We start from the raw sequence: 23,574 nt of genomic DNA, 5'->3' as shown, positions 1-23,574 counted from the left end.
CCCGGGAAGGGGGCGGCGTCGTCGTCGTTTCAGCGCCGGAACTGATCGGGGAACCCGGGCGGCGGAGGACCCTGCAGCGGCGGGACGGGGCCAGCACCGTTGGCGTACGGGGGCGGCTGGGGGGTGCCGTACGGCTGTTGCTGCGGGTACGGCCCCTGTGGCTGATACGGCGCGGCCGGGTACGCGGACGGCGGCCCCGACCCGGCCCCGGGCCCACTCGGCGGACCCTGCCGACGGCGCCGCGACCGGACGAACAGGCCTACGACGACAGCGAGTACGAGCACACCACCGACGGCGACGCCGATGATGAGGGTGGTGTTGGAGCCGTCGCCCTTCTTGTCAGCGGGGGCAGCGGCCGGCGGCGGGCTCCCCGCGGGTGCGGGCGCCGCCGACTGCTGCGGGGCGCCTGACGGCGCGGCGGCGGCCCTGGGCTGGTCACCGCGCTTGCCGACGAGCGGGTTCACGTCGGCGGGACCGGGGTCGCCGGTCCATTGGAGGGCCTTGCGGGGGGAGACGTTGCCGTAGCCGAGCGCGTTGTTCGGGACAGCACCTTGCGGTTTGTTCGCGGAGTCGATGAGGACTTTGATGACCTGGTTGGCGGTCCAGTCTCGATGCGCGGACCATACGAGGGCTGCGACGCCTGCGGTGAGGGAGGTCGCGTCGGACGTTCCCGAGCTCTTGCAGTAGCCGGTGGGACCGATGCAGGCTCCGACAATGTCGACGCCAGGGGCGGCCAGAGAGATCCAGTCCCCCTGAGTCTCCCCGGACCAGGCGTTACCCGCCTGGTCGTATGCACCCACACCAAGCACGCCGGGGTACGCCGCCGGGTAGCTGCGTGGGGAGACTTGCTCGCTGGCGTTGCCTGCCCCGGCGACGAGGAGCTTGCCGCGGCTCAGCGCATACTGCACCGCGGCCGCCTCGTCATCGTTGAACCCGCCAGCGAAGGACATGCTGATGATCTGCGCCGGAGAATCGGCCGCGACACGGATCGCGGCCGCGTCGTCCTTGGCCGTACTAGCCCCTGCACCGTTCTTCAGCGACAGGATCTTCGCGCTGGGCGCCACCCCGACAGCACCGGTGCCTCCATTGCCTCGGCCGGTGGCTGCGATGTTGCTGGCCATCCCGGTGCCGTGTCCATTTGTGTCGCCCTGTCCCGGCCCCGGAAGGACCTGACCTTCCAGATCCGGATGATCCGCTTTGACGCCTGAGTCGATCACGGCAACGGTGATGCCGTCGCCCTTGGAGAGCTGCCAAGCCTCCTCGATCTTCCAGGAGTTGAGGTGCCACTGCGCGGGACGGATAGGTTCCAGCAGCGCGTTGGCGGGCGTCGCGGCCACCGCCGTCACGACCGACAGCATCAGGCTGGCGAGGCCGCCTCCCAGCAATGCCCTCTTCCCGCGCACAAGCATCCCCTTCAGCCGATCACCGGCGGTACGGTGCCGGGGTTCCGGCCGCCCCAGGTCTCTTCGTCCTCTTCGAGGTAGTCGGCCCGCTCGCGGCTGCGCCGCCTGCGTTCCTCCTCCGGCTCGTTCGCGCCGGGACGAATCATGCCGACGCGGCTACCGCCAAGCCCCGCGCCGCCCGGTGAGAAGCCGTGGCCGACGCTGCTCCGCGGCGTTCCCCCGACGACGCCTCCGGCGACACTCGGCGTCCCGTGGTTCCCGGCGCCGCCGCGGCCGCGGGCCCCGCCGGAGCCCGCCGCTCCTGCGGCACCGCCCCCGCCGATCGCGCCCGGCGGACGCCCGCCCCCGGCAACGGCCCCGCCTTCGGCGGCCACTGCCCCGGTCCGGGGCCGACCGCCCTCGATGCCGCCGCCTCGGAGTCCGACTCCGCCCGCGGGCATACCCTCACGCGACGCGCCGGACGCCGGCTGAGCACCCTTGACCGAGCCCGAACCGCTGCTCACTGAGGTCGAACCGCCAACCTTGCCACCGCCGCGCCCCGGCAACACCCCGGTTTCACCGGGACCCGAACCACCGGTGCGGACGTTCCCTCCCGAAATCCCGGGCAGCGGCCCGGGTGTTCCGCTCACCGTCGCCGGGAGACCGCGATTCACGCCTTGCACAGGAGCGGTCGGGGCCGGAGCAGACGGATTGCCCGGTGCGTTGTACCCCAACAGGTTCCCGGCCGATCCGGACGCTCCGGGATGCGGGGTCGGGGCCACCACCGACGGGACACCGGCCGGTGCGGCAGGCGGCCAGGCGGGCGGAGGTGCCGCGCCCATGCCGGATACAGAGGCGACCCGCCCGCCGGCTCCGCCGTGGAGGCCGCCTTGGCCGGCCAGCGCTCCGACGGCTGCGGCACCGACAAGGCCGGCCGCGGCACCGTAGTTGTTCTCGTCCTCACGGATCTGCGGTCGGACGTCGTACATGTTCACCGGGTCCTTGAAGTCCGGTGCCCTCAGCCCCGCCATGTCCTGCGTCGTCGCGCTGTACGTCGCGGCCAGCGCCCGCATCTGCGCGGCCGCTTCCTGGTGCGGCCCGTTGACGCTGTCCAGCGCTTCCTGCATCGCCGACTTACCGGTCGTCGGGTTGATCTCCGCACCGGCCTTCGGGTCCTGCTGCAGCGCCGTCAAAGTCGCCTGCGCGCCCGCCGGGACCGGCGGCAAGTGTGTACTTGCGACCTTGTTCCCCACGACCTGCAACGCGTTACCTGACGCGTGGGCGTACTCGGCCAACTGCTGGGTGGACGCCACCAGCTGGTCGCTCCACGTCCGGAAGTCGTTGGCGGCCTGGCCGTCCCACTGCACGGTCTCGGTCTTGCTCTTCAGAGCCGCAGCGGCGTATCGGATCGCCTCGCTGACACGCACGATCCGCTGTCCGGCCTCGACGATGTTGGTGCCCTTCGCCGGCGCGAGCATGCCGACCATCTGCGCGTGGCTGTACTGCGTGAAGTCCGTCTGTTCCCCGGTCACTGTCGCTCCCCCGTCGCTCAGTCGTTTAGTCGGTGCCCGCGACGTCGGCGACGCCCGGCTGAGGCTTCGGCGCGTCGGCGGCCGGGCTCTTCGGCCGCATCCCCAGGTCCCCGAAGATCTGACTGAGCTTGATCTTGTTCGTCTCCTCGGCCTCCGCGGTCGTGGCCTGCGCGATCTGGATGGACAACGCCATCGCCTCGATCTGCTTGTGCAGGACCGTCGAGAGCCGCTTCAAGTTCTCGACGACGCCATAGGTTCCCCACCCGACGGCGGTGGCCTCGTTGAACCCGGTCCCGTAGTTCGTGAACTGCACCAGACCCTGAACCGGGTCGGTCGCTTTGCTATCGGTCAACTCGTCGAGGACCTTGAGGATGTCGGTCTCGAACTGTTTGAGCGACTCCAGGTCGACCTTCATCTGCCGTACCGCGGCCTGGTCCTCCGGCAGCAACGCCACTTCGTCCGCCTCCCCCGTGGAAGCCTTACCCGGCACGGTTCCGTGCCGTTCCGCGAGTCTAGCCAACCGAAAAGATCAAACACGTCTTCCACACCGCAACTTCGGGATAGATCACCACGTTTGCCCGTCCTGTCGTCTCCGCAGGTAGGTAGCCTTGATTCCGGTCGACGGGATGAGCTCCGAGGGGGATGGGTCGTGGCGGGTGACGCGCCTTCCGCGTGGGACTGGGTGCGCTCGCAGTTGCGCCGCAAACCGACCGGCGGCGGGGAGTCCGCGCCGGGTACCGGGGGCGGGCTGCGTCCGTCGTTCGGCATGGTCGTGGTGCTCGTGCTGTGCGTGGTGGTCGTGATCGTGGTGCTCACGTCCAGCAACGGCGGTACGCCGGCGAAGCACGCCGGCGCGTCCGGGAGCCCGTCCCCCTCCGGCACACCCTCGGGCGAGCCGGCCCCCGACGGTCAGGCGGACCGCGCGCCGGAGAGCCCCGACGCCGGCAAGTCCGGTGCGGCTCCCGCGACCGGCGGCAAGCACTCTCCCGTCGGCAAAACCGCGTACACCCGTCAGACGTACGGCCTCATCGTCCGCGACAAGCCCAGCCAGGAGGCCGGCGTCGTGGCGAAGCTCGGGTACGACAACGCGGTCACGCTGGTCTGCCACACCACCGGCCCCCAGGTGTACGGCCGCGGCATGCAGTCCAACCTCTGGGACAAGGTGACCACCCCCGGCGGCAACACCGGCTACGTCCCCGACGTCTGGGTCCTCACCGCAGCCGACGTGAAGACCCTCGTCGACCCCTGCTGACCTGAACGAATCCGTCCACTTCCCGGCGCATCCCTGGGCCGGGCCGCCCCCTGGTATCGTCCGGCAACGCATGCCAACGACACGGTTCGGGGGAACGGATGTCGGAACAGTTTCGTGTAAGCCTGGCCTGGCTCGATCAATTGGTCACTCGGCTGAACACTGCGGCGACAGCCGCAGACAGCGCGCTGCAGGCCCTCAAGGACACAGGCCCGATTCGCACCGGCCGCGGGGCCGCCGAGCAAGGCGTCATCGACGCGCCGCCGAAGCCTGCGGCGTCGGTCCCTGCCGTGCCGGTGAATCCCATACCCCAGGCCCTCGGCTGATGAGCGGCGACGAGGAATTCCCGGACACACCACGGTGGCCCGCGGCAACGGCGACTACATCGTCACCATCACCGCCGATCTGACGTTCAACGACATAGTCGACCCCAACCTCCTTTACCCCTCCGACTCGTGGGAGGCCAAGGTCGCCAAATTCGTCTCCGCCGGCCAGGCGGAAGGATACGATCTCCACATAACGTGGCCACGGGACGCACAGGTCGTCATCGATGCCGACGGCAAGACGATCAAGAGCGTGACAAGCGCCCCCGGAAAGCGATGAACAGCGACAGCACGGTGCGGTGTTCGGCTCTGTGGGCCGCGGCCTTCGTACTTACAGCATCAAGTATGGTCGGTTGCGCGGCGCCTCGCGGCACCGGCGATCCGGCGGATTCGCCGTCGTGGCCCACCGCGGCACACACGTCGTCCAGTGATCCGACCAGTCGAATCGACGACCACATCGGCGGAATGGCGTCTCCTGAGCGCTACGTCCGGTCACCGTTCGATCGTTTCGTCCTGACGGTCGACACGCGGCCCGACCCGGAGCATCCCCGGAACAAGCTCTGGCAGTTCGTCGTCCGGACGTATACGCCGCGTTCCGATAAGCAGGGGGCCATCGGCAAGGTCGTCCACCGTGACTCCCGCTGGTACGGCGACGATCTGGCCGGCGCAACATGGGACCGAGGCACCGACCAGGTGTGGATCCTCGTCCAGCACTCGCGCTACACGGGTGGCCGCAGCGAAATTCGTCGGCTCGCACCACAGCCTGATGCGAACTGGGCCGAACCGGTCTTCTCCCCGGCCGAGGACAACGAGCTTCCGTCGTGGATTCGTGAAGGGGCGACAGCTGACGCCTTCACCACGCGCCCCGGCTGGTCTGCCGCTCCGACGCACCTGACCGGCACGCCATGAGGCGCCTCAGCGAGCGGGATGCTTCTCGGTGTCGGCAACTGACCAGAAGCACGGCCGTGTTGGCTGCGGTTGCGACGACGTTCGGCGCCGTGTCTTGCTCGGGCGGCCAAGCCGAGCCGTCGCACGCGCCTTCGCCCAAGTGGCTGCAGAGCCGATCGCTGCCGGATCGGACGATCTTCCCCGGTACGACGTTGGCATCGGCGTCCGGACGGTTCGAGGCCTCAATCGGTCACCCCTGGCCTGGTGCCGCCCACTACCCGGAGCAGGGGTATTGGTGCGTGGAAGTGCGCACATATAAAGAGCCGACAACCTCCATCGGTCCCGCCGATCTCGCCTGGGTCAACGGGCTGTTCCACGACTTGCGGTGCTATGCGGAGTGGGCCGAGGAACCCACCGTGTTCTGGGATCTCACCCTGGACCGCATCTGGATCGTCGTCGAACGATCGCAGAGCGATCAAGGCGCGCCGACTGTCCGCTTGGTGGAACAAGGGCCTGGCGGCGTGTGGACGGCCCGGGACCTCGCGAAGGGCGAAGACACGGCATTGCCGCAGGATGTCCTGGCCGCCAAACCACCCGAGTTCTGGACACGTCGCGCTTCGAGTGCGGGGTAGACGGAGTTACGGGGTCGGTGGGCTTGCCGAGGACGAGCTCGGGGGGCTGCTCGACGGGGGGTGGCTGGTCGGTGGGGCGGGGCTGGTGGGCGGGGTGCTGACGGGGGGCGGGTCGCCGCCGCCTGCGGGGGGTGGGGGTGGGATTTCGCCCGGTGGGGGTGCGGGGGCTGTGGCTGGGCGGGTGGACGCGCCGGTGGCGGTCGGGGACTTCGTGCCGGCGGAGCTGCGTATGCTGCCGGTCGGCGTGGGGGTCGGGCCGGTGTGGTTGGCCGTTGGGGGGCCGGTCGGGGCGGGGGCTGAGGTGGCCGCGCCGGGGATGGCGCCGTTCGGGGCGCCGTTGAGGGTGGTGACCGAGACGCCGTCGCTCGGGCTGGGGCCGCCGCCGCCGCTGCCGGGTGCGCCGCTGCCCATCGCCACGACGACGGCCAGCGTGACGACCAGGACGGCCGCCGCCGCGAGCGTGATCGCGCCGCGCTTGCCGGAGACCGTGACGCGGCGCGGGGCCCGTACGACGCCCGGCTCCCCGCCGAACGCCCCCGGCCGCTCCCCCGCCATCACGAGGATCCGCCGGTCGGCCGCTATCCCCCGCTTGTCCGCGGCGTCGCGCAGCCGGGACGCCGCCACGGCCTCCTCGCGAGCCCGCGGAAGGTCCCCGGTGCACAGCGCGAGGACGGCGGACTCGTGGACGAACCAGGCCTGTTCGGTGCCCGCACCCGACGCCGCCGCGGCCGCGCCGCCGAGTTCCAGCGCGTCCCGCCACGCCTCGAAGCGCAGCGCCGCCGCGAACGCCGGGGCCGCCGCCCGTGCCAGGACGCGGACCGAGCTGGGCTTGCCGAGCCGTTCTACCTCGCGCAGGCAAGCAAGGATGACGTCAGCTTCGTCGGCGACCTCGTGCGCCGTCACGCTCGGATGCGAGACCCACCAGGTGAAGTGCTGCATCGCCGCGACCGCCCACGACGACGGCCCGCGCATCAGCCCGGCGGCCTCGTCGGCGACGCCGCCGGCCAGTCGGTAACGCCCGCCCTGCACGACCACCAGCCCGGCGGCGACGAGTTCGGACGCCGCACCGTTGGCGTCAACCGCCCCGGTGAGGGCCGGCAGGTGCGCCGGATCCGGCAGGACGCCCTCCAGCGCCGCCCCCAGCCGAAGCACCTGCTGCGCGGGCCTCGACAGCAGCGGCAGCAGCCTCGGTACGAACAGCTGGGGCTCACCGGGCGACGGGAGTTCGGGCAGCGGCCCGTCGATGTAGTCCCGTCCGGCACGTGACACCGCCGTGCCGAGCCGCGCCAGCAGCGCCCCGGCCTGCGCGAACCGGCCCGGGTGGCCGTCGACTTCGAACCACAGCGCGGCGGCCCAGGCCAGTTCCTCGTCGTCCAGCTCGCGGCCCGTAGCGCGGGCCAGCAGAGCGAACGCAGCCTCCTGCGGCAGCCCGCCGAGGGTGATCTCGTAGAACGGCGAGTCGGCACGCGCGGCCGCGCTCGGCTCCGGCCCGTCGCCGGGCGTGGAGGGCGAGGCCGCCAGGAACACACATTCGGGTGCGATGCGCAGCAGTTCGGCGAGTTCGTCGGCCGACAGGTCGAGGTCGTCGACGACGACCAACGCGGCGACCTCGCTCAGCATGTCCCGCAGCGCGTCGCGGGTGGGGCGGTGCGGCTCGCCGCCGAAGCAGGCGTCGTGGAACTGCTGGAGCAGGTCGTCGAGGCCGCGCCGATAGCCGTCCAGGACGACGACGCCGTCGGGCGCCCCGGCCGCGTCGCCGGACGCGACGTGGCGCAGGAGCGTGCTGCGGCCGATGCCGGCGGGGCCGCCGACGCGGACCGAAGTGCCGCGGGTCAACAGGCCGCGGATCTCCGCGAGTTCGAGCTGACGACCGAGCGGCGGATAGCCGATGGTCCGGGGCGCGACGGAACGGCGGCGCGGCAGCGGCCGCGCGTTCGCGGGCAGCGGGACGACCTCGCTGCCGTCGGGCCCGCCGAGCGTGAGCAGGTGGGCGCCGACCGCGAGTTGGGTGAGCGCGCCGGGGGCGTTGGGAGCGGCGGGCGCGGACGGGGGGACGGCACCGGAAGCGGGGCGTTGCGCGGGTCCGGACGCGCTGGAAGAGGCCGCGGATGAGGTCGTCGACGCGGTCCTCGGTTCGGTCCTCGGCGCGGTGCTGGACGAGTTCGAGGCACCGTTGGAGGCGGGCTTCGCGGCCCCGTTCGAGACCCCGTTCGCCGCGCCGTTCGAGACACCGTTGGACGTCCCGTTCGCGCCGCCCGAAGCAGAGCCCGAACCAGCGCCCGAAGTACCGCTCGGAGTCCCGCTCGACGCACCGCCCGAAGCCCCGCTCGGAGTCCCGTCCAGCCCCTCGCTCACGGCCCCGTCGGCGCCCGTGAACCCACGGCGCAGCCGCTCGGCGCGGGTCAGCCGCTCCCGCCCCTCGGAGCGCTTCCCCTCGGCCGGCTCGGTGCCGGTCGCGGTCCCGCCCCGGCCCTGCGGGGTCGGGTCTTCATCCCCGACTCCCCGCGGGGTTGTGTCCATGAACTCTCCTCAGTTCCCCGTCGACCCCGTGCAACCTGCCCCCCGACACACCGACCAACCAGCCGTACGTTTCAGTCCGGTCCGAATGTGGATCATCAGTGTGCCGCTCCGGCCCCCCACCCGCTACACCCATCCAGCGTGCCATCGGGTCACGTCTGTGACTCCAGGCGAGACAAAACCTTCTCCCTCTCTCCACAACGCGCGTAACCTTCACGAGGTCACCTGACCCACCGAAACACCCGTCAAACCGACAAACCGTCGAGTTCTCTAACGGACCATCAGGTTCCGTTGAGCAAAAGCGATACGGGAGAAAGATCCCGGTCCTAGGGTTCTGCCCTGTGTGCCGTTCGGCACCCGTGACTCGACAAGAACGAGGAACAGCGCAGCGCGTCTTCCATCAGTCGGTTCACCGTCGGTTCGTGTCCAGGGGGGCTCATGACCGGCACCACCCGATCACGCCTGCACATCCGATCACGCGCGAACACCCGTCTCCGGTTCCGGCACCGCGCCACACGTGCGCGACTGCTGGCGGCCGGCGCGGCGTTGCTCGCCACACTGACGCTCGCGACCGCGCCCACCACGGCCATCGCGGCCGGCGCGTCCAGCAGCGGCAACTCGAACGGCCGTTCCGGGCCCGAGGTCTTCGCGCCCAAACCGGCACAACAGGGCCTCCAGGCCCAGGACCAGACCGCCGCGGCGGCCGCCACCGTCCCCGCGTCCTTCGAGGACCAGACGGTGTTCTCCGGCCTCACCGAACCCGCCGACGTCGCGTTCGCGTCCGACGGCCGGGTGTTCGTCGCCGAGAAGTCCGGCCTCGTCAAGGTCTTCGCGTCCACCTCCGCGACCACCCCGACGACGTTCGTCGACCTGCGCACGCAGGTGCACAACTTCTGGGACCGCGGCCTGCTCGGCCTCGCGCTCGCGCCCAACTTCCCGACCGACCCGTCCGTGTACGTGCTGTACGCGTACGACGCGCCGCCGGGAAAGTCCGCCCCGTACTGGGGGACGGCCGGCGCGACCGGTGACGGCTGCCCGAGCCCGCCCGGCGCGCAGACGTACGGCTGCGTCATCACCGGCCGCCTGTCGAAGTTCACCGCCACCGGCAACACCGCGGGCCCCGAGCAGGTCCTGATCACCGACTGGTGCCAGCAGTTCCCGTCGCACTCGATCGGCTCGCTCGCGTTCGGCCCCGATGGTTACCTGTACGCGTCCGCCGGCGACGGCGCCAGCTTCGACTGGGCGGACTACGGCCAGACCGGTGCCAGCGGCCCGATCGCCGGCAAGGACCCGATCCCGGCCAACCCGTGCGGCGACGCGCCGTCCGCGGTCGGCACCGCGCTCACCGCTCCCACCGCCGAAGGCGGCGCGCTGCGCGCCCAGGACATGCGCACCACGGGCGACCCGGCCGCGCTCAACGGCTCGGTCATCCGTATCGACCCGAACACCGGTGCGGGCGCGCCCGGCAACCCGTTCGCGTCCAGCTCCGACGCCAACGCGCGCCGGATCCTCGCGTACGGCATGCGCAACCCGTTCCGCATAGGCTTCCGGCCCGGCACCTCCGAACTGTGGGTCGGCGACGTCGGCTGGGGCACGTGGGAGGAGGTCAACCGGATCACCACCACCTCCTCCGCGACCAACTTCGGCTGGCCCTGCTACGAGGGCAACGCGCGGCAGAGCGGCTACGAGTCCAACAACCTCAACCTGTGCGCCAACCTGTACGCGGCGGGCGCGGGCGCGGTGAAGGCCCCGCACTACACGTACAACCACGGGTCCGCGGTCGTCGCCGGCGACGGCTGCCCCACCGCGAACGGCTCGGCCATCAGCGGCATCGCGTTCGCGCCGACCACCAACTACCCGAGCCAGTACCAGAAGGCGCTGTTCTTCGCGGACCACAGCCGGCGCTGCGTCTGGTCGATGGGCGCCGACGCCAACGGCGTGCCCGACCCGACGAAGATCAGCGTCTTCGCGACCGGCGTCAACCCGGTCGCGCTCAAGACCGGGCCCGACGGGGACGTCTACTACGTCGACTACGAAGGCGGCCGCATCGCCCGGTTCCACTACACCGGCAACCGGCCCGTGGCGCGCGTCACCGCGAACCCGACCAACGGCACCGTGCCGCTGACCGTCGCGTTCGACGGCAGCACCTCCAGCGACCCCGACGCGGGCCAGACCCTCACCTACGCCTGGGACTTCGACCGCAACGGCACCGTCGACTCCACGGCCGCCGCGCCGAGCTTCACCTACACCACGCCCGGCACCTACCACCCGTCGTTGACCGTGACCGACCCGACGGGCCTCACCGGCACCGCCGAAGTCACCGTCGTGGCGGGCAACTCGCCGCCCACCGCGGTCGTCGACACCCCGGCCGCGTCTCTGACCTGGAAGGTCGGCGACCCGATCCCGTACAGCGGCCACGCCACCGACCTGCAGGACGGCAACCTGCCCGCGAGTGCGCTGCACTGGCAGTTCGTCATGCACCACTGCACGACGCCGTCCACGTGCCACGAGCACATCATCACCACGGTCGACGGCGTCGCGAGCGGCACCTTCACGGCGGTCGACCACGAGTATCCGTCGTGGCTCGAAGTGCGGCTCACCGCCCAGGACTCCGGCGGGTTGACCGGCACGGCGAGCGTGCGGCTGGACCCGAAAACCGCCGACCTCACTCTGACGAGCACGCCTGTTCCCGGCCTCACCCTCGGGCTCAACAGCGCCTCCGGCGCGGCGCCGTTGACCAAGACGCTCATCGTGAACGGGACGGCGTCCGTGGCCGCGCCCTCGCCGCAGACCGTCGGCGGGAAGACGTACGAGTTCGTGTCGTGGTCGGACGGCGGAGCGCAGTCCCACAACGTCACAATGCCGGCCGCCAACACGACCCTGACCGCCACCTACCGCGAAGTCGCCGCGCCGACCGGGCTGGTCGCGGCGTACGGCTTCAACGAGGGCGCGGGCGCGACCGCGAACGACGCGTCCGGCAAGGGCAACACCGGCACCGCGGCGAACACGGCGTGGACGGCCGGCAAGTACGGCCAGGCGCTCTCCTTCAACGGGACCAGCTCGTGGGTGACGGTCCCGAACAGCAGCACGCTGGCGATGACCAACAAGCTGACCCTGGAGGCCTGGGTCAGGCCCGCCACGGTCTCCGGCTGGCGCAACGTGATCCTGAAGCAGCGCGGCACCGACGGGCTGTCCTACGGCCTCTACGCGTCGGGCGACGACCGGGCCGCCGGCTACGTCCGCATCGGCGCCACCGACGAATCGATCGGCGCGACGGCCAACCTGCCGGTGAACACGTGGTCCCACATCGCCGTGACCTACGACGGCGCGACGCTCAGGTTCTACGTGAACGGCACCCAGGTCGCCTCCCGCGCCCAGACGGGCAACATCACGGGCGGCACCGACGTCCTCCGCATCGGCGGAAACTCGGTCTGGGGCGAATATTTCAGCGGCCTGATCGACGAAGTCCGCATCTACAACCGCACGCTGACCCAGGCGGAGGTGACGACGGACATGAACACGCCGCTGTGACCTGCGGATGACGGCAGCGTGAGCACGGAGGGCGCGGCGCCGGCGGAGTGCCGGTGCCGCGCCCTCTCAGCGTGTGAATCCTCAGACCGTCAGGTCGTTCGCCTTGCGGATCTCGTCGACGATGCGGCCCATGATGGTCGTGATGCCGAAGTCCTTCGGCGTGAACACCGCGGCCACGCCCTGCGCGAGCAGGGCCTCTTCGTCCGCGGCCGGGATGATGCCGCCGACGACGACCGGGACGTCGTCGAGGCCGGCGTCGCGCATGCGGGCCAGGACGTCCGGGATCAGTTCCAGGTGCGAGCCCGACAGGATCGACAGGCCGACGCAGTGGACGTCCTCCTCGACCGCGGCGGCGACGATCTGGGCCGGGGTGAGGCGGATGCCCTGGTAGACGACCTCGAAGCCGACGTCGCGGGCGCGGACGGCGATCTGCTCGGCACCGTTGGAGTGGCCGTCGAGGCCCGGCTTGCCGACGAGAAGCCGCAGGCGGCCGCCGAGTTCCTCGCCGGTCTCCCGCACGCGGGAACGCACGGCGGTCAGTTCCTCGCCGCCCTCCTGGACGCCGACGACGCCGGAGACGCCCGTCGGGGCCCGGTACTCGCCGAACTCCTCGCGCAGGGCGCCCGCCCACTCCCCCGTGGTCACGCCCGCGCGCACGCAGTCCAGCGTGGCCGGCATCAGGTTGACGGCGGCGTTGGTGCCGACCGCCTTCCAGGCCCGCGCGTCGACCCGCAGGCGGTCCAGCGACGCGTCGACCGCGGCCTGGTCGCGCCCCGCGCGCCAGTTCCGTACGGCGTCGGCGGCGGCGGACTCGACCGCGGCGTCCGGCACGAAGATCGCCGTGTCGAGGTCGGCGGTCAGCGGGTTCGGCTCGGTGGTCTCGAACTTGTTGACGCCGACGACGATCTCGTCGCCGCCCTCGATCCGCGCCCGGCGGGCCGCGTGCGAGGCGACCAGCTGGGACTTCATGTAGCCGGACTCGATCGCCGCGACCGCGCCGCCCATCGCCTGGACCCGGTCGATCTCCTCCTTGGCGCCCGCGATCAGCTCGGCGACCTTGCGCTCGACGACGACGGAGCCGGTGAAGACGTCGTCGTACTCCAGCAGGTCGGACTCGTAGGCGAGCACCTGCTGGATCCGCAGCGACCACTGCTGGTCCCACGGCCGCGGCAGGCCGAGGGCCTCGTTCCACGCCGGCAGCTGCACCGCGCGGGCGCGGGCGTCCTTCGACAGCGTCACCGCGAGCATCTCCAGCACGATGCGCTGCACGTTGTTCTCGGGCTGCGCCTCGGTGAGGCCGAGCGAGTTGACCTGCACGCCGTACCGGAACCGGCGCTGCTTGGCGTCGGTGACGCCGTAGCGCTCGCGGGTGAGTTCGTCCCACAGCTGGACGAAGGCCCGCATCTTGCACATCTCTTCGACGAACCGCACGCCGGCGTTGACGAAGAACGAGATCCGCTGGACGACCTCGCCCATCCGCTCGGGGGCGACCTGCCCGCTGTCGCGGACCGCGTCGAGGACGGCGATCGCGGTGCACATCGCGTACGCGATCTCCTGCACCGGCGTGGCCCCGGCCTCCTGCAGGTGGTAGCTGCAGATGTTTATCGGGTTCCACTTGGGGATGTTCGTCACCGTGTACGCGACGGTGTCGGTGATCAGCTTGAGGGAGGGCCCGGGCGGGAAGACGTAGGTCCCGCGCGACAGGTACTCCTTGATGATGTCGTTCTGCGTGGTCCCGGCGAGCTTGGAGACGTCGGCGCCCTGCTCCTCGGCCGCGACCTGGTACAGCGCGAGCATCCACAGCGCGACCGCGTTGATCGTCATCGACGTGTTCATCCCCTCCAGGGGGATGCCGTCGAAGAGCTGCCGCATGTCGCCGATGTGCGACACCGGGACGCCGACCTTGCCGACCTCGCCGCGGGCGAGCTCGTGGTCCGGGTCGTAGCCGGTCTGGGTCGGCAGGTCGAACGCGACGGACAGGCCGGTCTGGCCCTTGGCCAGGTTGCGGCGGTAGAGCGCGTTGGACTCCGCGGGCGACGAGTGCCCGGCGTACGTGCGCATGACCCAGGGCCGGTCGCGAGACGGCCGCTCGGGAGAGGGGGAAGGCTGAGCTGAGGGCGTCTGGCTCGCCACGGGAGACCTCCGGAGGGTTCCGGGCCCGCACGGCCACGACGACTGCCGTCCCGGAGCCCGGTCGAGGAGCTCGAAGGTACGGCGTACGCCGCACCAGGCGCGGCCCTGCTTACCTCCGGAGTGTACTGACGGGTAATGATCCTGGGCAGGGTGTGCCCCGCCACATCTGGACACGATTCCCTGACACTCTGTCAGCCCAACCGCGCCGCCGGACGCCGTGACCCGCGTCACATTCCGCAGTCGCGTGCAGCAAAGCCCCGGACGGCCCGGTCATATCCGCGACACCGAAAACACGGGGCCACGGGGACACGGCAACACGGGACGGGGATATGCGCATACTCGGCAGGCGGAAAGCGGGACCCGCGAACGCGTCACATGCCGATTTCGCGGAATTCGTCCGCGGCCGCTCGGCCGCCCTGGTGCGCACCGCCACTCTGCTGGTCGGCGACCTGCACACCGCCGAGGACCTCGTGCAGCACGCTCTCGAACGCGCCTACCGCAACTGGGACCGGGTCCGCGCCGCGGAATCACCCGAAGCGTACGTGCGTCGCATCGTCGCCAACCTGGCCAACGACCGCTGGCGCCGCCTCGGCAAGGCGCCCGCCGTGCCGCTGGCCGACGAGCACACGGCGCCCGAGGCCGGCTACGGCACCGTCGAACGCCGCGACGCGCTCATCCGCGCGCTGATGGAGCTGCCGATGGGCATGCGCACGGTCCTCGTCCTGCGCTACTTCGACGAACAGACCGACGACGAGATCGCCGCCGCACTGGACATCAGCACGAGCGCGGTCCGCTCGCAGGCCGCGCGCGGCCTCGCCAAACTTCGCGCCCGGTTCACGGTGTCGGCCGACGCGCCCGACGACGCGCCCGACAACGTCGTCTTCTTCCCGTTCGGAGAGGCCTCATGAGCACGCGTCAGTCGCCGCCGGGATCGGACGCCTTCGAAGAGGAACTGATCGCCGCGATGCGCTCTTTCACCGACGAACGGCAGCCGCGCGCATTCGACCCGGCCGAGATCACCGGCGGCGTCGGCAACCGCAGGCGGGCCGGATGGCTTGTGGCCGCGTCCGTCGCCGCGGTCGCGACCGTCGGCGGGGTGCTCGCCGCCACCCTCGCGGGCGGCGGAGGCAGCGCCGCGCCGGCGCAGAGCCCCTCGTCCGTGTCGGGCGCGCCGAGCAGGCCCGCGGCACCGCCGTCGACGACCGGCCGGGCACCGGAGAGCCCCAGTTCGTCCGCACCCGATCGGGACAGCGCGACGATGCAGGTCAGGCGGCTGTACCAAGCCATCACTGCCGGCCCGACGCCCCGGGCCGACCTCGTTCGCCCGTTGTTCGACAACGACGCGGCATACGCGACATACGGCTCACGGGCCCGCTGCGGCTTCCCCACGGTGAACGGCGCGCTGTTCGTGAACATCGGCGGTACGCCCGACCGGCCCGAGGCCACCGTAACCCTGTACCACGGGCGCCAGCGGCTCGGGAAGCAGGCCAAGGTGGTCCTCAGCGGCAAGGACCGCATCACGTCGATCACCTGCGTCGACCTCCCGGCGGGCGCGGCCACGGAGGCCGAAGGCATCGTGCAGGTCTACGGCCTGATCGCCTCGAAGGGGCCGCAGGTGTCGCTCGACGACCCGCAGGTGGCGGCCACGCTGCGGCAGTATCTCGGGTCGGAGCCGGTGACCGAGCAACGCCTCGCCTGCTCGCCGTCGCTGCCGCCCCACTGGGTCGCGGACAGCGCGGGAGCGGGAACGACCAGCGAGTCGTGGATCGTCACCACGGCCAGTCCGAACCTCGAGGCCCAGGTGACCCTCGACGGCGGCGCCGAGCCGCCGATGACGATCAGCTGCCTGCCCCCGCAGCAGGAGAAATACCGCCCCGGAGAGTAGCGGCGGTATCCGGCGGCCCGCCCGCATCCGGGCGGGCCACGACCGCACGGCCGTCACGCCGCCAGCGCGCCCTGCAGCACCAGGATCCGGTGCAGTCGGGTGATCACCAGGATGCGGTGCACCGGCGGGGTGACACCGCGGAGGATGAAGCGGCGCTCGGCGCGGCCCGCGCGGCGGTGTATGGCGACGAGGAGGCCGAGGCCGGTCGCGTCGAGGGTGTCGACGCCGGAGACGTCGAGGACGAAGTCACCGGTGCCCTGGGCGATCGCGGCGTGCAGGCGCTGGCGCACGTCGGCCGCGTTGTGGACGTCCAACGTCCCGCGCAGGAAGACTTCGCGGTCGTTGCCCCAGACATGCATGTCGCCTCCTCCGACCGGGGACCGTCTGGTCTGGATACTTCGTTCGACCCCTCATCAGACCACCGAGGTTGCCGATTGCCTGGATTCCTTGAGGAATTTCACTCCATCCAGCGACAAAGGCCGGTCCGGGATCATTCCCGGACCGGCCTTTTCGCTTTGTCGGCTAAATCTCACGGACAGAATGCGCGAATGCCTTCACATCGCGCGCACCCCCCGCGCCTACTCGTAGGTGTAGAAGCCCTTGCCGCTCTTCCGGCCGAGGTCGCCCGCCGTCACCATGCGGTTCAGGAGCTCCGGCGGCGCGAACTTCTCGTCCTTGGTCTCCTCGTAGATGTTGCTCGTGGCGTTCCGCATGATGTCGACGCCGGTGAGGTCGATCGTCGCCAGCGGGCCCATCGCGTGGCCGAAGCCCAGCTTGCACGCGATGTCGATGTCCTCGGCGGTCGCCACGCCCGCCTCGTACAGCCGCACGGCCTCCGTGGTGAGCGCCGTGATGAGGCGGGTGGTCACGAAGCCCGCGACGTCGCGGTTGACCACGATGCACGTCTTGCCGACGCCCTCGGCGAACGCTCGGGCGGTCGCCAGCGTCTCGTCGGACGTCTTGTAGCCGCGCACCAGCTCGCACAGCTGCATCAGCGGCACCGGCGAGAAGAAGTGCGTGCCGACGACGGCCTCGGGGCGGTTCGTGACGGCGGCGATCTGCGTGATCGGCAGCGCCGAGGTGTTGCTCGCGAGCACCGCGCCGTCCTTCGCGACGGCGTCGAGCTGGCGGAACACCTCCTGCTTGATCTCGATCTTCTCGAAGACCGCCTCGACGATCAGGTCGGCGTCCGCGACCGCGTCGAGCTCTGTGCTGACCGACAGGCGGCCGAGCGCGGCCTCCGCGTCCTCGGCGCTCATCCTGCCCTTGGCGACGAACTTCTCGTACGACGCGCGGATGCCGCTCTGCGCGCGCTCGAGCGCGGCGTCGGTGACGTCGCGCAGCACGACCTCGTACCCGGCCTGCGCGGACACCTGGGCGATGCCGGCTCCCATGAGCCCCGCACCGATGACGGCGATCTTCTTCGTCACGTCGAACCTCTCCAAACACGCTCGTACATGCGACTCCTCCTCGCGAGGGTAACGGCCACCCGATCAGGCGCCGCCGCTGGTCCCCGCCTCAGGGCGTGCGGCAGCATGGGAGGGGAGGCCGAATGAACGCGTCGTACCTGCTCACACCGCTGCTCGTCTTCGCGGTGGTGGGCGTGCTGGCAGTGCTCCTCCGCTGGGCGTTCGGACGCGGCCACTCGCTGGTTTCGCGTGTGCCCCGGCAGGGCGCCCCGACCGACTACGGCCTCCTGGTCGCCGTCGCGTCCCCCGCGGACCTCGGGCACGGCCGACTGCTGTGCCGCCGGCTGACCGCCGACGGCATCCGCTGCACCCTGGTCGACACCACCGAGGGGCTGCGCCTCATGGTGTGGCCGCCCGACGAGCAGGCCGCACGGCTCGCACTGGCCCGCGACGCCGAGTGATCCGACCGACCCGACCGACCCGAGTGTCCCGAGCGACGCCGGGCGGCCCGGCGACGGCTCAGAACGTCGACGGCGGCTCCGGCTCGCGCTCGATCGACCCGCCGAGCCCGCGGATCTGGTCGACCAGGTCGTCGTAACCGCGGTCGATGTGGTGGACGCCGCTCACCAGCGTCTCCCCGTCCGCCACCAGCCCGGCCAGCACCAGGCCCGCGCCGGCCCGCACGTCCGTCGCGAGCACCGGAGCGCCCGACAGGCGCTCGACGCCGCGCACGATGGCGTGGTGGCCGTCGGTGCGGATCGAGGCGCCGAGCCGCAGCAGCTCCTGCAGGAACACGAAGCGCGCCTCGAAGATGTTCTCGGTGATCATCGCGTGCCCGTCCGAGACCGCGTTGAGCACCGCGAACTGCGGCTGCATGTCGGTCGCGAAGCCCGGGTACGGCAGCGTCACCACGTCCACCGCGTGCGGCCGCCGGTCCATCACGACGCGGAAGCCGTCCTCGACGTTGGTGATCGCCGCACCCGCCGACGTCAGCTTGTCGAGCGCGATCTCCAGGTGCTCCGGGCGCGCGTTGCGCACCGTCACGTCGCCGTGCGATATCGCCGCGGCGACGGCGAACGTGCCCGCCACGATGCGGTCCGGCACGGTGCGGTGGGTGATCGGGCCGAGCCCCTCCACGCCGTGGATCTCGATCGTCGACGTCCCCGCGCCGTCGATCTTCGCGCCCATCGCGGTCAGCATCGTGCAGATGTCGACGATCTCCGGCTCCCGCGCGGCGTTGTCGATCACCGTGGTGCCCTTCGCGAGCACCGCCGCCATCAGGATGTTCTCGGTCGCACCGACGCTCGGGAAGTCCAGCCACACCGGCGTGCCGACCAGCCCCTTGGGGGCCTTCGCGATCAGGAAGCCGTGCTCGTTCTCGACGGTCGCGCCGAGCTTGACCAGCCCGTCTATGTGCATGTCCAGGCCGCGCGAGCCGATCGCGTCGCCGCCGGGGAACGCCACGTGCACCTCGCCACAGCGGGCCAGCAGCGGCCCCAGCACGCAGATCGACGCCCGCATGCTGCGCACCAGGTCATAGTCCGCCTCGTGGCCGGGCTCCGCGGGAACGTCGATGGTGAGCGTCCCGGTGGTCTCCCCGTCGACCACGCAGCCGAGCCGCCGCAGCAGCTCGCTCATGATCGACACGTCGAGGATCCGGGGCACTTCCTCGAGGACCGTGGTCCCCTCGGCGAGCAACGCCGCGGCCATAAGTTTGAGCGCGCTGTTCTTCGCGCCCGTGATACGCACATCGCCGGCGAGCCGCGCCCCGCCAGTCACCCGGAACCTGTCCATCACGGCATCGTATGGGCTCCCCCACGCCCCACCGAACACCTGTGGCGCCCCTGTCGAACACCGTCGCACAGCGGTGACACAGACACCCCTCCGGGCGGCCTCCGGAGGCCGCCCTACACCGCGTTAGATTGACGGCATGGTCAACCTGACACGCATCTACACGCGCACCGGCGACGACGGCACCACGGCCCTCGGCGACATGAGCCGCACCTCCAAGAACGACCCGCGGCTGGCCGCGTACGCCGACGTCGACGAGACCAACGCGGTCATCGGCGTCGCCCTCGCGCTGGGCGCGCTGGAGGAGGACGTCGTCGCGCTGCTGACGCGCATCCAGAACGACCTGTTCGACGTCGGCGCCGACCTGTGCACACCCGTCGTGGAGGACCCGAAGTACCCGCCGCTGCGGGTCGAGGAGTCGTACGTCGACGCCCTCGAGACGGCGTGCGACCGCTACAACGAGGACCTGCCCAAGCTCCGCAGCTTCATCCTGAACGGCGGCACCCCCGGCGCCGCGCTGCTGCACCAGGCCCGCACCGTCGCCCGCCGCGCCGAGCGCACCACGTGGGCGGCCCTGGAGGTGCACGGCGACAGCATGAACCCGCTCACCGCGAAGTACCTGAACCGGCTGTCGGACCTGCTGTTCATCCTGGCCCGGTACGCGAACCGCGAGGCCGGCGACGTCCTGTGGGTGCCCGGCGCGAACCGCTAGAACCGCTGGAACCGCTCACGGAGCAGGGGCTACGCGACGTTGACGCGCTGCCCGGGAGGGGCCGCTTCCAGCCAGGCCAGGAACCCGGTCAGTGCGTCCTCGCTCATCGCCATCTCGAGCAGCATGTCGCCGTGCCGGCACACCAGCACCACGGAGCCGGCGAGCAACGCCAGCTCCTCCTGCCCGACCGGCAGCCGCCGCTGGATCACCACGATGTCGTTGCGCTCCAGCACCCGGCGCGGCCGCGGCGCGTAGCTGAACACCCGGAACCACTCGATGCGGTCGCCGCTGTAGCGGGCGATGCCGAAGACCCAGCCCTTGCCGTGGTCGGCCCCGGGATGCGCGGGCGCCGCACCCGGCTCCGCGTCCGACCCGTCACCGGGTGCGGAATCGGCAACGGCGCCCTCCGGGATCCTGGTCCCGGACGGCGCCGTGGCGGGGTCCGCCTCCTGCGAGGAGGCGGACGGTACATCTGGAAGGCGGCGGAGCGAGCAGTCGAACGTGCCGCCCGGCCGCTGGATCAGCCGGCGCCGCAGCGCGAACACCCCGATCGCCAGCGCGGTCACCGCGACCACGGACAGGACGACGGTCAGCAGCACGAGGATCATCTCGTCGGACCTCCTCGTGTCGCTTGCGTCCGGACCAGGCCGACGCGTGGGGAGTATGCGTCAGTGCCCGATGCCCGCGGCACGCAGACGCGTCTCGGCACGGCGCTCGGCCGCCGAGTCCTGCGCCGCGCCGGCCCGCTCGAGCGCGCGCTCGGCACGGGCCACATCGATCTCGTCGGCGAGCTCGGCGATCTCCGCGAGCACCGACAGGTTGTTGTCCGCGAAGGACACGAACCCGCCGTGTACCGCCGCGACGATGGTGTTGCCGTCCGCCTGGCGGATCGTCACCGGACCCGACTCCAGGACACCGAGCACAGGGGTGTGCCCAGGCTGGATACCGACGTCGCCGTCGGTGGTGCGGGCGACAACGATCGTGGCCTCGCCCGACCACACCTTGCGGTCGGCCGCGACCAGCTCGACGTGCAGCTCAGCCAACGTGGGCTCCTCAGGTCGTACGACCCGGCGCGCGCGGCGCCAGGGCGTGTCCCGCGCTGCCGGAGTCTCCGGCGCGGAACGCTGTCAGAATATCGGTCCCGCGGACCCCGATTCCAACCGGGCGCCCGGGGCCCGCGTGGGCGAGGGACGGCCCGCAGCGGACCGCCCCTCGCACCTCGCGTCGTATCGCGTCAGCCCTTGGCGAGCTCGGCGATCTTCTTCTCGAGGTCGTCGAGACCACCGAGCATGAAGAACGCCTGCTCCGGGGCGTGGTCGTACTTGCCGTCCGCGATCGCGTTGAACGCCTCGATCGTCTCCGACAGCGGAACGTCCGATCCGTCCAGACCGGTGAACTGCTTGGCGACGTGGGTGTTCTGCGACAGGAACCGCTGGATACGCCGCGCACGGTGCACGACGAGCTTGTCCTCTTCCGAGAGCTCGTCGATACCGAGGATCGCGATGATGTCCTGGAGGTCCTTGTACTTCTGCAGGATGTTCTTGACGCGCGTGGCGCAGTCGTAGTGCTCCTGCGAGATGTACCGCGGGTCGAGGATGCGGGACGAGGAGTCCAGCGGGTCCACGGCCGGGTAGATGCCGAGCTCCGAGATCGGACGCGAGAGCACCGTCGTGGCGTCGAGGTGCGCGAACGTCGTGGCCGGGGCCGGGTCGGTCAGGTCGTCCGCGGGGACGTAGATCGCCTGCATCGAGGTGATCGAGTGACCGCGGGTCGAGGTGATGCGCTCCTGGAGGAGGCCCATCTCGTCGGCCAGCGTGGGCTGGTAACCCACCGCGGACGGCATGCGGCCGAGGAGCGTGGACACCTCGGAGCCGGCCTGGGTGAAGCGGAAGATGTTGTCGATGAAGAGCAGCACGTCCTGCTTCTGCACGTCGCGGAAGTACTCCGCCATCGTCAGACCGGACAGCGCGACGCGGAGACGGGTGCCCGGGGGCTCGTCCATCTGGCCGAAGACCAGCGCGGTCTTGTCCAGAACGTCGGATTCCTTCATCTCCTCGATGAGGTCGTTGCCCTCACGAGTGCGCTCGCCGACGCCCGCGAACACCGACACACCGTCGTGGTTGCGCGCGACACGGACGATCATCTCCTGGATGAGGACCGTCTTGCCGACGCCCGCACCACCGAAGAGGCCGATCTTGCCGCCCTTGACGTACGGGGTCAGCAGGTCGATGACCTTGACGCCGGTCTCGAACATCTCGGTCTTCGAGTCGAGCTGGTCGAAGGCCGGGGCCTTGCGGTGGATCGGCCAGCGCTCGGTGACCTTGAACTCCGACTTCGGCACGTTCAGCGGCTCACCGAGCGCGTTGAACACGACACCCTTGGTGGCGTCGCCGACCGGCACGGAGATGGCCTCACCGGTGTTGGTGACGATCGCGCCGCGGACCAGGCCGTCGGTCGGCTGCATCGAGATCGCGCGGACGATGCCGTCCGCGAGGTGCTGCGAGACCTCGAGCGTGAGGACCTTCTGGCCCTCGCCCTCGAGGCTCACCTCGACGTGCAGGGCGTTGAACATCTCCGGCATCGCGTCGACGGGGAACTCCACGTCGACGACCGGGCCGATGACCCGGGCGACACGGCCCGTGGCCAGGGCCGGCGTTGCAGTGGCAGTCATAGTCATTCACTCCCCGCGGTCGCGTCGGCCAGGGCGTCCGCGCCGCCGACGATCTCGCTGATTTCGTTGGTGATCTCCGCCTGGCGAGCGTTGTTCGCAAGGCGCGTCAGGGTCCGGATGAGCTCCTCGGCGTTCTCGGTCGCCGACTTCATCGCCTTGCGCCGGGCCGCGTGCTCGGAGGCGGCGGACTGGAGCAGGGCGTTGTAGATGCGGCTCTCGACGTACCGCGGCAGCAGCGCGTCGAGCACCCCCTCCGCGGAGGGCTCGAACTCGTAGAGCGGGAAGGCGCCGCCGACCGGCTCCTCCGCCGACTCCTCGACCACGAGCGGCAGGATCCGCTTCGCGACCGCGTTCTGGGTGAGCATCGACTCGAACTCGGTGCTGACGATGTGGATCTCGTCCACACCGCCCTCGTCGGTCGGCGTCACGAACGCGTCGATCAGCGTGCCGGCCACCTTCTTCGCGTCGCTGTACTCCGGGTTGTCGGAGAAGCCGCTCCACTCGCCCGCGAGCGCGCGCTCCCTGAACCGGTTGTACCCGATGCCCTTGGCACCAATGACGTAGCGCCGGATCTCCTTGCCCTCGCCGCGGAGCAGCTCGATGAGCTGCTCCGCCGCCTTGATGGCGCTGGAGTTGTAGGCGCCCGCGAAACCGCGGTCACTGGTGACCAGCAGAACCGCGGCGCGGGTCGCGCCCGGCTTCGCCTCGGTCAGCGGGTGCTGCGCGTTGGAGAAGGTGGCGACCGCGGAGACCGCGCGCGTCAGCTCGTCGGCGTACGGCTTGGCCGCCGCGACGCGCTGCTGCGCCTTGACGATCCGCGACGCCGCGATGAGCTCCTGGGCGCGCGTGATCTTCTTGGTCGCCGACACGGAACGGATCCGACGCCGGTAGACCCGAAGTTGGGCTCCCATGTGTCAGG

21 protein-coding genes are annotated in these 23,574 nt (G+C 70.9%); 9 read left to right on the top strand and 12 right to left on the bottom strand.

Annotated features, from left to right (window positions below; all coding sequences use genetic code 11):
* Positions 1-29 precede the first annotated feature (29 nt).
* From QI554_RS18775 to QI554_RS18765, 3 genes are read right to left on the bottom strand one after another with little or no spacing between them, the layout of a single operon-like run.
* The gene (locus QI554_RS18775) at positions 30-1,403 is read right to left on the bottom strand and encodes a S8 family serine peptidase (RefSeq protein ID WP_281471209.1); all 1,374 of its coding nucleotides are present in this window, start codon (positions 1,401-1,403) and stop codon (positions 30-32) included.
* Positions 1,404-1,414: 11 nt separating this feature from the next.
* A complete protein-coding gene (locus tag QI554_RS18770) occupies positions 1,415-2,914 on the bottom strand; it encodes a WXG100 family type VII secretion target (protein WP_281471208.1) in 1,500 nt (499 codons plus the stop codon).
* A gap of 25 nt (positions 2,915-2,939) precedes the next feature.
* The gene (locus tag QI554_RS18765; protein ID WP_281471207.1) at positions 2,940-3,368 is read right to left on the bottom strand and encodes a hypothetical protein; all 429 of its coding nucleotides are present in this window, start codon (positions 3,366-3,368) and stop codon (positions 2,940-2,942) included.
* 195 nt (positions 3,369-3,563) lie between these two features.
* Here QI554_RS18765 and QI554_RS18760 point away from each other — a divergent pair, with 195 nt between their 5' ends.
* The 4 genes from QI554_RS18760 to QI554_RS18745 all read left to right on the top strand — a co-directional run bounded on the left by QI554_RS18760 (position 3,564) and on the right by QI554_RS18745 (position 6,006).
* The gene (locus QI554_RS18760) at positions 3,564-4,166 is read left to right on the top strand and encodes a hypothetical protein (protein ID WP_281471206.1); all 603 of its coding nucleotides are present in this window, start codon (positions 3,564-3,566) and stop codon (positions 4,164-4,166) included.
* 357 nt (positions 4,167-4,523) lie between these two features.
* Complete coding sequence (locus tag QI554_RS18755; RefSeq protein ID WP_281471205.1) at positions 4,524-4,766, top strand: hypothetical protein; 243 nt, start codon at positions 4,524-4,526, stop codon at positions 4,764-4,766.
* The gene (locus QI554_RS18750) at positions 4,763-5,395 is read left to right on the top strand and encodes a hypothetical protein (RefSeq protein ID WP_281471204.1); all 633 of its coding nucleotides are present in this window, start codon (positions 4,763-4,765) and stop codon (positions 5,393-5,395) included. The genes QI554_RS18755 and QI554_RS18750 overlap by 4 nt, the downstream gene beginning before the upstream one ends.
* Before the next feature lie 56 nt (positions 5,396-5,451).
* Positions 5,452-6,006, top strand: a complete 555-nt coding sequence (locus QI554_RS18745) for a hypothetical protein (RefSeq protein ID WP_281471203.1) — start codon at positions 5,452-5,454, stop codon at positions 6,004-6,006.
* Positions 6,007-6,012: 6 nt separating this feature from the next.
* Here the strand turns inward: QI554_RS18745 and QI554_RS18740 are convergent, their stop codons facing one another.
* Entirely contained in the window at positions 6,013-8,526 is a 2,514-nt protein-coding gene (locus QI554_RS18740) for a hypothetical protein (protein ID WP_281471202.1), read from the bottom strand.
* Between the two features lie 435 nt (positions 8,527-8,961).
* On the opposite strand from QI554_RS18740, the gene QI554_RS18735 reads away from it, so the two are divergent.
* Positions 8,962-12,054 (top strand): LamG-like jellyroll fold domain-containing protein, encoded by a 3,093-nt coding sequence (locus QI554_RS18735; RefSeq protein WP_281471201.1) that lies wholly within the window; start codon positions 8,962-8,964, stop codon positions 12,052-12,054.
* 81 nt (positions 12,055-12,135) lie between these two features.
* On the opposite strand, the gene QI554_RS18730 is transcribed toward QI554_RS18735, so the two are convergent.
* The gene (locus tag QI554_RS18730) at positions 12,136-14,115 is read right to left on the bottom strand and encodes a protein meaA (RefSeq protein WP_425528010.1); all 1,980 of its coding nucleotides are present in this window, start codon (positions 14,113-14,115) and stop codon (positions 12,136-12,138) included.
* 401 nt (positions 14,116-14,516) lie between these two features.
* Between QI554_RS18730 and QI554_RS18725 the strand changes: the two genes are divergently transcribed.
* On the top strand, positions 14,517-15,095 hold the full coding sequence (locus QI554_RS18725; RefSeq protein ID WP_281471199.1) for a SigE family RNA polymerase sigma factor: 579 nt from the start codon (positions 14,517-14,519) through the stop codon (positions 15,093-15,095).
* The gene (locus QI554_RS18720; protein WP_281471198.1) at positions 15,092-16,072 is read left to right on the top strand and encodes a hypothetical protein; all 981 of its coding nucleotides are present in this window, start codon (positions 15,092-15,094) and stop codon (positions 16,070-16,072) included. Before QI554_RS18725 ends, QI554_RS18720 begins: the two co-directional genes overlap by 4 nt.
* 53 nt (positions 16,073-16,125) lie before the next feature.
* Here the strand turns inward: QI554_RS18720 and QI554_RS18715 are convergent, their stop codons facing one another.
* Positions 16,126-16,431, bottom strand: a complete 306-nt coding sequence (locus QI554_RS18715) for an STAS domain-containing protein (RefSeq protein ID WP_281471197.1) — start codon at positions 16,429-16,431, stop codon at positions 16,126-16,128.
* Positions 16,432-16,650: 219 nt separating this feature from the next.
* Positions 16,651-17,502 carry a 3-hydroxyacyl-CoA dehydrogenase family protein gene (locus tag QI554_RS18710; RefSeq protein ID WP_281471196.1) on the bottom strand — a complete coding sequence of 284 codons (852 nt, stop codon included), beginning with the start codon at positions 17,500-17,502 and terminating at the stop codon, positions 16,651-16,653.
* Between the two features lie 122 nt (positions 17,503-17,624).
* On the opposite strand from QI554_RS18710, the gene QI554_RS18705 reads away from it, so the two are divergent.
* Positions 17,625-17,942: a hypothetical protein gene (locus QI554_RS18705; RefSeq protein ID WP_281471195.1), complete on the top strand. Its 318-nt coding sequence runs from the start codon at positions 17,625-17,627 to the stop codon at positions 17,940-17,942.
* Between the two features lie 58 nt (positions 17,943-18,000).
* Here QI554_RS18705 and murA read toward each other — a convergent pair whose 3' ends face one another.
* The gene (gene murA / locus QI554_RS18700; protein ID WP_281471194.1) at positions 18,001-19,275 is read right to left on the bottom strand and encodes a UDP-N-acetylglucosamine 1-carboxyvinyltransferase; all 1,275 of its coding nucleotides are present in this window, start codon (positions 19,273-19,275) and stop codon (positions 18,001-18,003) included.
* Between the two features lie 136 nt (positions 19,276-19,411).
* Here murA and QI554_RS18695 point away from each other — a divergent pair, with 136 nt between their 5' ends.
* The gene (locus tag QI554_RS18695) at positions 19,412-19,984 is read left to right on the top strand and encodes a cob(I)yrinic acid a,c-diamide adenosyltransferase (protein ID WP_281471193.1); all 573 of its coding nucleotides are present in this window, start codon (positions 19,412-19,414) and stop codon (positions 19,982-19,984) included.
* A 29-nt stretch (positions 19,985-20,013) separates the two neighbouring features.
* Here QI554_RS18695 and QI554_RS18690 read toward each other — a convergent pair whose 3' ends face one another.
* From QI554_RS18690 to QI554_RS18675, 4 genes are all read right to left on the bottom strand, one after another.
* Entirely contained in the window at positions 20,014-20,592 is a 579-nt protein-coding gene (locus QI554_RS18690; RefSeq protein WP_281471191.1) for a DUF2550 domain-containing protein, read from the bottom strand.
* Between the two features lie 60 nt (positions 20,593-20,652).
* Positions 20,653-21,027, bottom strand: coding sequence for a F0F1 ATP synthase subunit epsilon (locus QI554_RS18685; RefSeq protein WP_281471190.1), 375 nt, complete (start codon positions 21,025-21,027; stop codon positions 20,653-20,655).
* Positions 21,028-21,218: 191 nt separating this feature from the next.
* Positions 21,219-22,661 carry a F0F1 ATP synthase subunit beta gene (atpD, locus tag QI554_RS18680; protein ID WP_425528009.1) on the bottom strand — a complete coding sequence of 481 codons (1,443 nt, stop codon included), beginning with the start codon at positions 22,659-22,661 and terminating at the stop codon, positions 21,219-21,221.
* A complete protein-coding gene (locus QI554_RS18675; RefSeq protein ID WP_281471188.1) occupies positions 22,658-23,566 on the bottom strand; it encodes a F0F1 ATP synthase subunit gamma in 909 nt (302 codons plus the stop codon). The genes atpD and QI554_RS18675 overlap by 4 nt, the downstream gene beginning before the upstream one ends.
* Positions 23,567-23,574 lie beyond the last annotated feature (8 nt).

It is taken from the genome of Yinghuangia seranimata (genome assembly GCF_029953285.1).
Taxonomy (GTDB): domain Bacteria; phylum Actinomycetota; class Actinomycetes; order Streptomycetales; family Streptomycetaceae; genus Yinghuangia; species Yinghuangia seranimata.
Note: the sequence above shows the minus strand (reverse complement) of the source record. Positions and strands in the feature narration are given on the sequence as shown.

Excerpts from the sequence above, each read along its gene's own strand:
- QI554_RS18705 (WP_281471195.1), top strand. The coding sequence starts at position 17,625 with ATGAACGCGTCGTACCTGCTCACACCGCTGCTCGTCTTCGCGGTGGTG.
- QI554_RS18675 (WP_281471188.1), bottom strand. The coding sequence starts at position 23,566 with ATGGGAGCCCAACTTCGGGTCTACCGGCGTCGGATCCGTTCCGTGTCG.
- QI554_RS18690 (WP_281471191.1), bottom strand. The coding sequence starts at position 20,592 with ATGATCCTCGTGCTGCTGACCGTCGTCCTGTCCGTGGTCGCGGTGACC.
- QI554_RS18695 (WP_281471193.1), top strand. The coding sequence starts at position 19,412 with ATGGTCAACCTGACACGCATCTACACGCGCACCGGCGACGACGGCACC.
- QI554_RS18750 (WP_281471204.1), top strand. The coding sequence starts at position 4,763 with ATGAACAGCGACAGCACGGTGCGGTGTTCGGCTCTGTGGGCCGCGGCC.
- QI554_RS18720 (WP_281471198.1), top strand. The coding sequence starts at position 15,092 with ATGAGCACGCGTCAGTCGCCGCCGGGATCGGACGCCTTCGAAGAGGAA.
- QI554_RS18735 (WP_281471201.1), top strand. The coding sequence starts at position 8,962 with ATGACCGGCACCACCCGATCACGCCTGCACATCCGATCACGCGCGAAC.
- QI554_RS18725 (WP_281471199.1), top strand. The coding sequence starts at position 14,517 with ATGCGCATACTCGGCAGGCGGAAAGCGGGACCCGCGAACGCGTCACAT.
- QI554_RS18740 (WP_281471202.1), bottom strand. The coding sequence starts at position 8,526 with ATGGACACAACCCCGCGGGGAGTCGGGGATGAAGACCCGACCCCGCAG.
- QI554_RS18715 (WP_281471197.1), bottom strand. The coding sequence starts at position 16,431 with ATGCATGTCTGGGGCAACGACCGCGAAGTCTTCCTGCGCGGGACGTTG.
- QI554_RS18730 (WP_425528010.1), bottom strand. The coding sequence starts at position 14,115 with ATGCGCACGTACGCCGGGCACTCGTCGCCCGCGGAGTCCAACGCGCTC.
- atpD (WP_425528009.1), bottom strand. The coding sequence starts at position 22,661 with ATGACTATGACTGCCACTGCAACGCCGGCCCTGGCCACGGGCCGTGTC.
- murA (WP_281471194.1), bottom strand. The coding sequence starts at position 19,275 with ATGGACAGGTTCCGGGTGACTGGCGGGGCGCGGCTCGCCGGCGATGTG.